The sequence below is a fragment of the Hamadaea sp. NPDC051192 genome, assembly GCF_040682475.1.
In the GTDB taxonomy this organism is placed as follows: domain Bacteria; phylum Actinomycetota; class Actinomycetes; order Mycobacteriales; family Micromonosporaceae; genus Hamadaea; species Hamadaea flava.
Genome location: NZ_JBFBAZ010000006.1, coordinates 120,405 through 132,228, shown reverse-complemented (window position 1 = coordinate 132,228; position 11,824 = coordinate 120,405). Strand labels below are relative to the sequence as shown.

Annotated in this window: 12 protein-coding genes and 1 pseudogene; 8 read left to right on the top strand and 5 right to left on the bottom strand. The window is 69.1% G+C overall.

All coding sequences use genetic code 11. The annotated features are described in order from the left end of the window. The first annotated feature begins 103 nt into the window (after positions 1–103). The 5 genes and pseudogenes from AB0M47_RS04645 to AB0M47_RS04625 all read left to right on the top strand — a co-directional run bounded on the left by AB0M47_RS04645 (position 104) and on the right by AB0M47_RS04625 (position 3,950). Complete coding sequence (locus AB0M47_RS04645; RefSeq protein ID WP_363408341.1) at positions 104–1,348, top strand: Ig-like domain-containing protein; 1,245 nt, start codon at positions 104–106, stop codon at positions 1,346–1,348. 22 nt (positions 1,349–1,370) lie between these two features. Further along, positions 1,371–1,961, top strand: a complete 591-nt coding sequence (locus tag AB0M47_RS04640; RefSeq protein WP_253754689.1) for a TetR/AcrR family transcriptional regulator — start codon at positions 1,371–1,373, stop codon at positions 1,959–1,961. A 21-nt stretch (positions 1,962–1,982) separates the two neighbouring features. Continuing rightward, positions 1,983–2,468 (top strand): GNAT family N-acetyltransferase, encoded by a 486-nt coding sequence (locus tag AB0M47_RS04635; protein WP_363408338.1) that lies wholly within the window; start codon positions 1,983–1,985, stop codon positions 2,466–2,468. Positions 2,469–2,615: 147 nt separating this feature from the next. Then, positions 2,616–3,473: pseudogene (locus AB0M47_RS04630) on the top strand (1-phosphofructokinase family hexose kinase); the annotation flags it as partial. A gap of 15 nt (positions 3,474–3,488) precedes the next feature. Then, entirely contained in the window at positions 3,489–3,950 is a 462-nt protein-coding gene (locus AB0M47_RS04625) for an NUDIX domain-containing protein (RefSeq protein ID WP_363408347.1), read from the top strand. Here the strand turns inward: AB0M47_RS04625 and AB0M47_RS04620 are convergent. Both AB0M47_RS04620 and AB0M47_RS04615 read right to left on the bottom strand, forming a co-directional pair. Next, a complete protein-coding gene (locus tag AB0M47_RS04620; protein ID WP_363408335.1) occupies positions 3,902–4,327 on the bottom strand; it encodes a hypothetical protein in 426 nt (141 codons plus the stop codon). The two genes, AB0M47_RS04625 and AB0M47_RS04620, sit on opposite strands and share 49 nt — an antisense overlap. A gap of 164 nt (positions 4,328–4,491) precedes the next feature. Continuing rightward, on the bottom strand, positions 4,492–7,098 hold the full coding sequence (locus tag AB0M47_RS04615) for an AAA family ATPase (protein WP_363408332.1): 2,607 nt from the start codon (positions 7,096–7,098) through the stop codon (positions 4,492–4,494). Between the two features lie 111 nt (positions 7,099–7,209). Between AB0M47_RS04615 and AB0M47_RS04610 the strand changes: the two genes are divergently transcribed. Both AB0M47_RS04610 and AB0M47_RS04605 read left to right on the top strand, forming a co-directional pair. Next, the gene (locus tag AB0M47_RS04610) at positions 7,210–7,587 is read left to right on the top strand and encodes a hypothetical protein (RefSeq protein ID WP_363408330.1); all 378 of its coding nucleotides are present in this window, start codon (positions 7,210–7,212) and stop codon (positions 7,585–7,587) included. Then, on the top strand, positions 7,584–8,315 hold the full coding sequence (locus tag AB0M47_RS04605) for a class I SAM-dependent methyltransferase (RefSeq protein WP_363408327.1): 732 nt from the start codon (positions 7,584–7,586) through the stop codon (positions 8,313–8,315). Before AB0M47_RS04610 ends, AB0M47_RS04605 begins: the two co-directional genes overlap by 4 nt. A gap of 99 nt (positions 8,316–8,414) precedes the next feature. Here AB0M47_RS04605 and AB0M47_RS04600 read toward each other — a convergent pair whose 3' ends face one another. The 3 genes from AB0M47_RS04600 to AB0M47_RS04590 all read right to left on the bottom strand — a co-directional run bounded on the left by AB0M47_RS04600 (position 8,415) and on the right by AB0M47_RS04590 (position 10,998). After that, entirely contained in the window at positions 8,415–8,927 is a 513-nt protein-coding gene (locus AB0M47_RS04600; RefSeq protein WP_363408324.1) for a hypothetical protein, read from the bottom strand. 383 nt (positions 8,928–9,310) lie between these two features. Then, on the bottom strand, positions 9,311–10,270 hold the full coding sequence (locus tag AB0M47_RS04595; RefSeq protein ID WP_363408321.1) for a helix-turn-helix domain-containing protein: 960 nt from the start codon (positions 10,268–10,270) through the stop codon (positions 9,311–9,313). Between the two features lie 503 nt (positions 10,271–10,773). Beyond that, the gene (locus tag AB0M47_RS04590; RefSeq protein ID WP_363408318.1) at positions 10,774–10,998 is read right to left on the bottom strand and encodes a hypothetical protein; all 225 of its coding nucleotides are present in this window, start codon (positions 10,996–10,998) and stop codon (positions 10,774–10,776) included. A gap of 56 nt (positions 10,999–11,054) precedes the next feature. Between AB0M47_RS04590 and AB0M47_RS04585 the strand changes: the two genes are divergently transcribed. After that, positions 11,055–11,819, top strand: a complete 765-nt coding sequence (locus AB0M47_RS04585; protein ID WP_363408315.1) for an MBL fold metallo-hydrolase — start codon at positions 11,055–11,057, stop codon at positions 11,817–11,819. Positions 11,820–11,824 lie beyond the last annotated feature (5 nt).

The window sequence follows — 11,824 nt, the reverse complement described above, 5'->3', positions numbered from 1 at the left end:
CGCCGTCCGGCCAGTAAGATCCGCGACCCGTCACGAAGGCATCCCCGGGGTGTCGCGAAGCGTCTTTCCTTGAGTACCCTCACCGCGGGAGGAACCAACCGACATGCGCCGTCGCACGATTTTCGCCACCGCCGCGACTGCCGCGGCGGGCACTCTGCTTGCCGCCTGCAAGGACGACCCCAAGGATGTCGCGTGGAGCGGCCCCAGCGGTTCGCCGAGCACGAGCACGTCGCCTGCTGACGACGACCCGAACGCGCCGACGCTGACGATCGCGCCCGCGCCGGGTGCCAGTGTCGCCCCGAACGAGCCGGTCGTGGTGACCGCCGTCAACGCGACTCTGCAGACGGTGACCGTGACGACCGGGGGCAAGACGGTCGCCGGTGAGCTGGACGCCGAGAAGACCACCTGGCGCAGCACGTCGTCGCTGCAGTTCGGCAAGACCTACCAGGTCAAGGCGTCCGGCGTGGACTCGGCCGGCAAGCCGCTGGAGCAGACGGCGACGTTCACGACGTTGAAGCCGTCCGGCACGGCGAGCATCACCTTCCAGGCCAACGCGATGACCGGCATGAAGAACGGCGGCACCTACGGTGTCGGCCAGGTCGTCATCGTGAAGTTCAGCAAGACCCCGACCGACAAGAAGGCGGCGCTCGCGGCGATCAAGGTCACCAGCGAGCCGCAGGTCGAGGGCCGGTGGTACTGGGTCGACAACCGCACGGTGCACTACCGCCCGGAGAAGTTCTGGGCCAAGGGCACCAAGGTCTCGGTCGCGGCCAAGCTGCACGGCGTGCACCTGGGGAAGAACGTCTACGGCGCGGAGAACGAGTCGATCTCCTTCACCATCGGGCCGGCCCGGATCGCGATCGCCGACAACGCCAACCACTACATGCGGGTGACCGTCGACGGCGTACAGGTCAAGAACATCCCGATCAGCATGGGCAAGAACGGCTACGTGACCACAGCGGACGGCGGCCGGGTGCTGTTCCCGACCCGGTCGGGCACGCACGTGGTGATGTCGCGCGAGCTGGAGCACCGGATGACGTCGGCCAGCTACGGCGTCACCGATCCCAAGAACCCCAACTACTACGACGACTTGATCAAGCTCTGCTGCCGCATCTCCTACAGCGGCGAGTTCGTGCACGCCGCGCCGTGGAGTGTCTGGGCGCAGGGCAAGCAGAACGTTTCGCACGGCTGCATCAACGTCGCCACGAGCAACGCACAGTGGTTCTACGACAACTTCCGGCTGGGCGACCCGGTCATCGTCAAGGGCACCGGCCGGCCCCAGCTCATCGGGGACAGCGCGGGCGCCGTCTGGGACGTCGCCTGGTCCAAGATGACGCCGGAGTCCTGAGCCGTTCCGCTACCGTCGTCGCATGACGAGCGACGACAGCGCGCGCCGCGCGGAACTGCTGGCCAAGCTGGTGGACTACTCGCGTGCCCACGGCCTGGCCGACATGTCGCTGCGCCCCCTGGCCGCCGCGGTCGGCTCTAGTCCGCGGGTCCTGCTCTACTTCTTCACCAGCAAAGAGCAACTTGTACGCGAAGTGGTGGCGCACAGTCGCCGCGAGCAGGTCGACCTGGTTCAGGCGGAGCTGACCGATCCCTCGTCGGGGGATCCGGTGGGGGAGTCGGCGGTGGATCGGCTCTGGCAGTGGCTGACGGATCCGGACAACGCCCATGTCGAGCGGCTGTTCTTCGAGAGCTACGCGTTGTCGTTGCGGGCCGAGCCCGGGCCGTGGGAGGGCTACGGCGCGGCCAGTGTGGCCGAATGGCTGCCGCAGCTGCGCCCGGTCGCCGAACGCCTGATGCCCGGCGCCGATCCCGACGTCGCGGCGACTCTGCTGCTGGCGACGGTACGCGGGCTGCTGCTGGATCGGCTCGCGACGGCTGACTCTCGGCGTACCGATATGGCGCTCGAAATGTTTCTGCGCGGCCTGGACGGGACAGCGTTGACAGCCGACTGAAACGAGTGTTTCACTCGAAGCATGAGTGAAGTGATCCGCGGTCTGGACCAGCCCGGCGACCTGGGCTGGGTCGTGCAGCGTCACGGCGAGATCTACGCCGCCGAGTTCGGCTGGGACACCAGCTTCGAGGCGCTGGTCGCGCGCATCGTGGCCGACTACGCCGAGAAGCGCGATCCCGCGCGGGAACACGCGTGGATCGCCGAGGTCGACGGGCAGCGAGTGGGGTGCGTGTTCTGCGTACGCAAGGACGAGCAGACCGCGCAGCTGCGCATCCTGCTGGTCGACCCGATCGCACGCGGGCGCGGCGTCGGGCAGCGGCTGGTGCGCACCTGCCTCGACTTCGCCCGCGACGTCGGGTACGCCCGGATGATGTTGTGGACCAACGACCCGCTGGCTTCCGCCCGCAAGATCTACCTCGCCGAGGGATTCAAGCTGATCGAGTCCGAGGAGCACGACTCGTTCGGCCACCACCTCACCGGCCAGGTCTACACCCGCCCCCTCACCTGACCCCACCCCGAACCCCGCCCCGCCCCCACCCCCCTCCTCGTTGATCATGGAGTTAACCGTGGTCTCGCCGGTGTGTCGAGGGTGACAACTCCATGATCAACGGTGGCGGGTCTGTTTTCATGCGCATCGATCCGGCAGGATGACCCCATGATCCTGGCGGTGACCCTCAACCCGGCGCTCGACATCACCTATCGAGTGGAAGCGATGCGGCCGCACACCTCGCACCGCGTACGCGAGGTCGCCGAACGCCCCGGAGGCAAGGGTCTCAACGTCGCCCGCGTCCTGGCGCAGCTGGGCCAGCCGGTGCTCGCCACCGGCCTGCTCGGTGGGGCGACCGGCGCTCGGATCACCGAACTGCTCGACGGGGTGGAGCACTCGTTCTGGCCGGTCGCGGGGGAGACCCGGCGGACGGTGGCGATCGTCGACGGCCAGGACGCCACCGGCTTCTGGGAACCCGGTCCCGAGGTACGCCCAGCCGAATGGGAGCAGTTCCGCACGCACTTCGCCACGTTGCTGCCCGGCGTCAAGGTCGTCACGCTGTCCGGCTCGCTGCCGCAGGGTGTTCCAGCCGACGCGTACGCGCAGCTCATCGCACTCGCCCGCGAGGCCGGAGTGATCAGCGTCCTCGACGCCGACGGGGAAGCGCTGACCTTGGGCATCGCAGCCGGACCGGATGTCGTCAAGCCCAACCGCGACGAACTCGGCGACAACACACCCCGGGAACTGCTCGCGCGGGGAGCGAAGGCCGTCGTGGCCTCGCGAGGCGAGGAGGGTATGGAGGCCGTCACCCCGCATGGCACCTGGCGGGCGATCCCGCCGGAACGGGTGTTCGGCAACCCGACCGGAGCCGGCGACTCCTGTGTGGCCGCGTTGGCCCGTGGTCTGGCCCTCGGAACCGGTTGGCACGAACTGATCTCGGACGCGGTCGCCGTCTCCGCCGCGGCGGTGGCTTCGCCCGTCGCGGGCCACTTCGACGAGCCGTCCTACGAGCGCTTCCGCGAGTCCGTACGCGTCGAGGAACTGGCGCACCGTGAGGCGGTCCGGATCATCTGCCTCGACGACGGCGGCCGCATCCTGTTGCAGCACTGGCGTGACCCGGTCACCGGCGACCACCTGTGGGAGCCGCCCGGCGGCGGCGTCGAGGAGGGCGAGGAGCCGTACGCCGCGGCCCGACGCGAACTCGTCGAGGAGACCGGGCTCGACCCGGAGCTGATCCGCCCCGACAACGTCGCGGTCCACCGGGACACCCAGTGGAAAGGTCGCCGCTGGGTCGGCGTCGAACCCTTCTACCTGGCCCGATTCCCGGGTTCGCAGCCCCAGGTGAAGCCCGCCAAGCTGACGCCGAGCGAGCAGACCTCGCTCGTCGAGCAGGCGTGGGTGCACTGGTCGGAGCTGGGGTCGCTGAGCGGCCGGCTGGAACCGCCGCAGCTGCTCTACGTGGTACGCCGGCTCGCCCCGAACGAGCTGCGCCCGCCGTCCTGACCGAACGCCCGGCCCTGGCCTCCTGCTACGACAGGGGAACGGCGGCTCGGCACCGGTTGGTCCCCGGCGAGCCGCCGCTTGATCTCGGAGCACAGCGCGGCCGCCTCCGGATGGCCGACGGTGCGCGCCTGCGCCGCCCAGTGCAACGCGGGCCGGTACGCCCCGACCGCAGCCAGCTCGGCGGCCAGGTCGAAAGTGGTCGCCGGGTCCTGCGCGAGGATGCGCCGCCAGTAGTCTGCCTGTTGTTCGACCCCGTACTTGTCCAGCGTCATGATCATCATCCAGATCGCCGCCGAACTCGTCCCCGAAGCAGCCTGCCAGAAGAGAGCGCCTACCCCGAGAGTCTGGGCGAAGCACCGCTGGAGGCGCAAAGACATGCCGGTCCTCTTCTCGGGGAGGGAGAATTGTGGACCGGCCGTCAAGGCCGGTGAGGGCACCGGACGGCCGGCACGAGAAGCATGCCATTGCCAACGTGCAAATTGCAGAGTCGTGCGATCACCAACAGTGGACTGAGTGATCGTGGGAACGCGGTCGCGTAGGGTCAGCTCGGCCGCTGAGTATGCAAGGCCTTGTAGAGCCGCAGCCGCGCTGGTAGCTCCGTGCGGCCGGCGATGCCGAGTTTCGCGTACACCTTGAACAGATGATTGTCCGGAGTGCGGTGCGAGACCACGAGCTGGTCGGCGATCGCGCGGCTGGACATTCCCGTGGCCGCCATGTCCGCGATCTCCAGCTCGCGCTCGGTGAGTGCGGTCATGCCCAGATTCAGCGCGGGCGTCTGGACGCCTTCGATCTGCCCCAACAGATCCGCGAGGCGGAAGGCGATCGCGTCGCCCGGCTTGATCTGGTACGCCTGCGCGGCCGCCTCGGTGGCGAAGAGCGTGAGGCGCAGCCGGCCGTATTCCTCCACGATCGACTTGAGCTCGGTGACGTCGCCGGTGAGCAGGGCGTGGGTGTGGCGCGCGGCGGCCTGGGCCAACGGTCCTTCCACCTTGGACGCCAGCTCGGCCATCCGGTCGCCGGTCTCGGCGTCGGCGAGCCCGGCGCGAGTGAGTGTGTGGTGCGCGAGCACTTCCAGCGCGGAGAACCCGTTACGGCGCAGAATTCCGATCAGATCGTCGGCGGCCGCCCGGGCCGCCTCCATCCGACCGGCGCTCGCGTCGACCTGGATGCGGGCCAGCCCCACCCACGGCAGGTGGTTCTGCCGTGCCCGGGTCAACGTCCGCTCGGCCTCCACGAGGTAGTCCTCGGCCGCGCCGTCGCCGTTGACCGCGGCGCACTGCGCCAGCTCGGCGTAGACGGCGGGCAGGAAGATCCGGCCACCCGTGTGGAGATGACCGAGCGCGCCCTGGGCGAGCCGCTGCGCCTGGCGGGTGTTGCCGAGCATGCGCAGCGCCTGTGCGCGGTTGAGCACCTGCTGGCCTTCGAGCACCGGGAAGAACTCCGGCTGGTCCGGCGCGCCCTGGATGTGGATGACGTCGCCGGCGAGCAGTGAGGCCTGGCCCAGCGTGTAATGGATCGAGTTGCTCAGGTACGGCATCTCCGGGATCAGGGAGAGGCTGCTGCGTTCCATCGGCACGATCGCGCGCAGCGCCGCCATCGGCTCGCCGCGCCACGCGCGCATCGCGAGCTGGAGGGTCACCGCGAACTGCTTGGCCGCCTCCGACGAGTACGGGTCGGCGTTGACGTCGGCGAGCAGCTTGTCGAGGTCTTCGTAGAAGCCGTAGAACATCCGCTCGGGCGCGATGTGCGCCCGGATCCACGCCCGCGTGGTCGGATCGGTGACCCGCCCGATGGCGTCGTCGAGCACCGCGAGCGGATCGGAGTCGTCGATCGCGGTCATCTGCTGGACGCTGCGGGCGACCGCGATCCGGGCCACCTCCCAGTCGCTGGTGTGCTCGCGGGCGGCCTCGTCGAGCAGTTCGAGCGCCTTCTGTGGATCGCCGTTGAGCCCGACGGCGGTGGCGAACAGCTCCTGCGCCGGGAAGCCGGCCCCGGCGTTGTTGGCCGCCTCGGCCAGCCGGGCGGCGAGCCGCGTATCCAGATCGGCGAAGGCGAGCCCCGCCGCGCGCAGCAGCTGACTCGGGTCGGTCGCGGTCCGGCTGTCGAGCCGCAGGACGGCCACCCGCAGCAGGTCCTGCCGCCGGCGGGCGCCGGTGGACTCGATCAGCTCGGCGAGCTGCGCCCGCCGCTTGTGCGCCCGGGTGACGCTGATGCTGTGCCGCAGCACTTCGCCGTAGATCGGATGGGTGAGGCGGACGTTCTGTCGCTTGCCGTCCTCCACGACGCGGATCAACAGCGAGTCCTCGGCCTGCGCGACCGGTCCCTCGCCGCACTCGCGCTGAATCAGGTTCAGGCCGATCGGCTCGCCGAGCGCCACCAGTTCCAGCACCTTGCGGACGGGGTCTTCGAGGCGGCCGATGCGCTCGTCCACGAGCTGGTTCAGCGCCGGGTCGGTGGGCAGCTTGCCGCTCCACGTCCAGCTGCCGTGCTCCAGCGTCAGCTCGGGGGTGCCCTCCAGACTGGTCAGCACCTCGCGCAGCAACAGCGCGTTGCCCTCGGTGATCTGCCACAGCCGGGTCGCGCTCGCCTGCTGGACCGGCGCCTGCAGCACCTTGCCGAGCAGCTCGGTCGTCTGCTGCTCGTCGAGCGCCTTGACCTCGACCCGTTCGACGAGGTCGTCCTTCCAGAGGGTGCTGATCGCCTCGGGCACCGGCGTCTCGGAGCGGTGCGTGGCGATCAGCGTCGCCGCACCGCTGCGGCACGCGTACAGCACGACGGTGGCGCCGAGCGGGTCGAGCAGGTGGATGTCGTCGACCACGAGGATCGTCGGAAGCTCGCCGCCGTGCGCGCGGATGGCGTCGAGCGCCCAGCGCAGCAGCAACGTGGGGTTCGCGCCCATCGGCGGGGTCGGTGGCAGGATCTCCGCGAACGCGCCCAGCGGCAGGTTCGCCGTCGCCGCCGTCGCCGCTGCCGCCAAGTAGGGGAAGCGGGAACGGTCCAGTTTGGTCAGCACCTCGCGCAGCAGCCGGCTCTTGCCGACGCCGGCGGCTCCACTCAGGACCACGCCACGCGGAGTCGATGCGGTAACCGATTTCAGTACCGAGTCACGCTCAGCGTGACGACCGACAAATTGCCACGGTTCGCCCACCGGTGCAGAGTACCGACATTAGAGATCCATCGGGTCGTCCGTTCGTATGGACATTCCGGTCAGTTCTAGTGCGGTAACACGGCGTGTCGACCTTGACTCATAATCTCCACCATGCCGGTACGCCGTCAGATCGTCGTCGCACTTGCTCTCGTTCTCTGCGGTATCGGGATCCTGGCGCTGCCGGCCGGGCTCGAAGGCCCGCAGCTGATCCGCTTCGGACCCGGGCACGGCCCGTCCCTGCTGGATCTTGTCGGCATCGCCCTGGTGACGCCCGGCGGCCTCTGGCTCCTGTACGTGATCTTCAGCCGGCTCGCGGCCGTACGACTGCCCAGCGGAGCGCTCTTCGGTTTGGGTGCGGGCTTCGGCCTCGGCCTCGGGCTGACGGTCGCCTCCGTCTTCGCCGACTTCTCCGCCTGGTGGATCCTGGGGCTGTCGCTCGTAACCTTGATCGAGATCTTCCTGATCGCCGGAGCCTGGAGGCGCGCGTGAGCACACAGTTCGGCGAGGTCGCCGACCTCTACGACGAAGTACGCCCGGATCTCCCGGCCGAGCTGGCCGACCAGATCCTCGGCTACGCCGCCCACATCGGACCCGTGACCAGCGCCGTCGAGGTGGGCGCCGGAACCGGCAAAGCGACGGTCCTGTTTGCCGGCCGCGGCTTCCCGATCACCTGCGTCGAGCCCGATCCGCGGATGGCCGCCGTGCTGCGCCAGCGCGTGCCGGGCGTCGCGATCGAAGTGTCGAAGTTCGAAGACTGGACGCCCCCGGCCGGCGGCGTCGCGCTGATCTACGCCGCGCTCTCCTGGCACTGGGTGACCCCGGTCGCCCGCGCGCAGCACGCCGAACGTGCCCTGGCGCCGGGTGGGACCCTAGCCGTCCTCAGCGCCTTCTCCTCGTACGCCGACCCCGAGGTCAAGGCGGCGATGGAACCACTGTTCGGCCCGGACAAGCCGCGCCCGCCGATCGCCGAATGGGGCGTCGCCGAACTACGCGACCACACGAACCTGACCGACATCGAGGTACGCGTCCGCGACCGCGTTCTCCCGTACCAACCCGGCCAGTTCATCGCGCTGCACCAGACGACGTCGTGGTACCGGATGCTGCCGCCGGACGAGCAGCAGGCCAAACTGGCTGGGATGCGCGAGGTCACAACGGCGTACGCGGATCGGCTCGACATGACGATCCACCACACGCTGATCCTGGCCCGCCGCGTTTGACACTCCGTCCTCCCTGGGAGACGATTGGTCAGCCGACGGCAGTAGCCGAAGGAAGTGGACCCGGATGGTCACCGGACGGTGAGCACCCGGGTCTTGCGTTTATCTCACCGAGAAATCCGCCTTCACGTCGACGACCGCCGCGACGATGTCATTGACTCGCGAGTGCCAGGATCGTCCAGCGCCCACGGCCCAGGCGACGGCGTCCGCCGCCCAGAGGATCGGTTCTTCGAAGCTACGCAGGTGCTCATAAGTGAACGTGGCAGCCATTCCGAGATCGCGCGCGGCCAGGTAGATCAGTCGCCGATCGCGTCGATCCATGGTTTCGCAGGCGTCCAGGACCAGCCGGGTCATGGCCGCCGACTCGTCCGTGAGCAGTTGCCGAAGACATCCCATCCGGGCGGCGATCTGGCTTGGCTCGTCGCACTGGTAGACCGTGGCCCGGATATTGAGCCGCGCGATCTGGCCGAGCAGGCTGCGCCGGCGCGCGTCTTGCTCGCGTTCGAAATGCAGTCGCCGCTGCGACGGTAGGCACATCCTCCGGAGCGCCCGGCGAGTCGTGTCCAGCGATGCCGGATCGACCTTCACCGCGCAGAGAAGGTAGGTGCGTCGCACCGATTCGTCTGCGAATACGTGACAAGCCACGTGCCCGGTCTACTCGCGACAGATCGCCGCGTCAATTCGCTGCCCGTTAGACCTCATTTGGGCCACGGTCGGTAATCGCGCGTACGCGACTTGTCGCTGACTTTCGTATTGCAGTGAGCGACGAGGATGTCGTTAGGTTCTGCCGGGCACCCAGGGCTGCCTCTGAATGTAAGCATGCCGCCGGGGTTTGGTCATTCTCGAATACCGCATTACCGCACTGGAATGTGCGGTTCGCTTAGGCAACCACATCCGGGATATCGCGGCTAAAGCAGCGAAGGAGACCGCGATATCCCGGATATCGTGCCGAAGAGCCCGGATATCGCGGCGACAAGAATGCGCGAAGAATGCGGCGGCTAGGCCGCGACGGTGCGGAAAGTCGCCCGGTACGCCTGCGGCGTCGTCCCCAACCGCTTGCTGAAGTGGTGCCGCATCGCAGCGGCGTCGCCGAAGCCGCAGCGTACGGCGACGACGTCGATCCCGAGGTCGGTCTCCTCGAGGACCTGACGGGCGAGCAGGACCCGCTGGGTCGTGAGCCAGTCGTGCGGGGTCGCCCCGGTCTCCGCCTTGAAGCGCCGGGCGAACGTACGCGGTGCCATGTAGACGCTGGCGGCCAGCGAGTCCACGCTGTGCGGGCGGTCGAGGTTCTCGGAGATCCAGAGCAGCAGCGGGCTGAGCGTCGGCGCGTCCGGTTCCTCGGGCAGTGGGATGTCGACGAACTGGGCTTGGCAGCCGTCGCGGTGCGGCGGGACGACCATGCGGCGGGCGAGTTTGGTGGCCAGCGCCGCGCCTTGCTCTCGGCGTACCAGGTGGAGGCAGAGGTCGATGCCGGCCGCGGTTCCGGCGCTCGTCAGGAGGTTGCCGTCGTCGACGTAGAGGACTCGGGGGTCCACTTCGGCCAACGGGAAACGGCGTTGCAGTTCGTCGGCGAACTTCCAGTGGGTGGTGCATTCGCGTCCGTCGAGCAGGCCGGCTTCGCCGAGCAGGAAGGCGCCCGAGCACACGGACAGGACGGTGGCGCCCCGTTCGTGGGCGTCGCGCAGGGCTTCGGCGGCGGCTTCGGGGACGACGGAGTCGATGGGGTGGGCCGGGACGGCGACGAGATCGGCGTACGCGAGCGGAGCGAGATCCGCGTGCGGGGTCAGGTCGAATCCCGACCGCGTACGCACCGGGCCGCCGTCCACGCTGCACACCTGGAACTCGTACGGCGGGAAGCCGTCGTCGGTCCGATCGGTGCCGAAGACCTCGCACAGGGTGCCGAGTTCGAAGGGGGCGATCTGGTCGAGGGCCAGCACGGCGACCTTCTGGAGGGGCATGTGACCCAGGCTACCGCGATACTGGCAGGATTTCGAGGTCGACGGTCAATCCGGCCACTTTCTGCGGAAGCATTTACGGGCGAGAATTGTTGCTACAAGGGTTCCCACCTCACCGAATGGACGGTTTTCGCCATGTTGTTCGTCCTGATCACGACGGTCGTCGTCACCATCGCCGGGCTCGCCGGCTGGACGGCCGACAGCCGGGACGGCGCGCGCTGGTACCCGGTCTCCCGCTGACCCAGCGGGCACCGAGCCGGCGACCACCGCAGCACCGAAGCACCACCGCAGCACCGAAGAACCACCGACGCAGCACCACCGCTGGAGCAATGACGCTCGCGGACGCACCACCCCCGCTGATCCACCACTGAGCCGGTCCCGCGCGACGATGTGCGCGCGGTAGACCCCACACCGGACTGACGGCCCGAAGCGCGACGAGCGCATCGGGCCGTTACGCCATCCGGCCTCTTCAGAAGGCCTTCTTCAGAAGGCTTACTCCAGACGGCTTATTCGACGCTCGGCGCCTGGTAGCCGGCCGACGCACAGGCCTCGTCGCGTTCGGCCCGGGTCGCCTCCTCCCGCGCGAGCAGCGTGATGAACTCCGTGAGCTGAGCGTCGTCCGGCCCGGCGGGCGCGGTCTCCAGGAACTCCGCGAGTCGGCGGGCGGCCTTGGCCGACTCCTTGGCGGCCTGGCGGGCGCGATGCAGCTGGCCGATCTGTTCGACGGTCATGCCCTCACGGTCCCACGGTCGTGCGGCGTTCCGCGCCGGAATGGCATCATCGTCCGATGCGGCCGACCATGATCCTGGACGACATCGAGATCATCATGCTCGAAGACGGCTCCGGCACGTTCTTCTCGCCGCGTGAGGAGGTGTTCCCGGCGACGCCCGAGCAGTGGGCCGACGCTGACGCCTTCGACCCGGGGGCGCGTACCGAGGGCGGGGAGTGGCTGCTGCGCTTCCGGTGCTTCGCCTTGCGCCGCCCGAACGGCCGGGTGGTCCTCGTCGACGCCGGAATCGGCCCGGCCGACGCGCCGTCGGCGTCCTGGGCACCGGTCCCCGGACGGCTCCCCGAGGAACTGGCGGACGCGGGTATCGAGCGGGACGACGTCGAGACCGTCGTGCTGACCCACGTGCACACCGACCACATCGGGTGGGCGGTCACCGGCGGCACGCCCTACTTCCGCAACGCGCGCTACCTGCTGCAATCAGCCGACCTGCCGACCTTCGCGTTCACCGGCCCGCTCACCGAGGCCGGCCAGCTCGATCTGCTCGACGGCGACGCCCGGCTCGCGCCCGGCATCGAGATCGTCGCGACGCCCGGCCACACGCCCGGCCACCAGTCCGTCCTGGTCCACGACCGGCTCCTGGTCACCGGGGACCTGCTGGTCCACGCGCTCCAACTTCTCCATCCGACCATCGAGTACGCACATGAGGTGGACCCGGCGCTGGCGCGTACGTCCCGGCTGGCCGCCTTGGGCCGGCTCGGCGGCGACGGAATCCTCGCCACCCCGCACCTGACCGAACCATTCCTGCGAATGCCCGCGCGATGATCGCG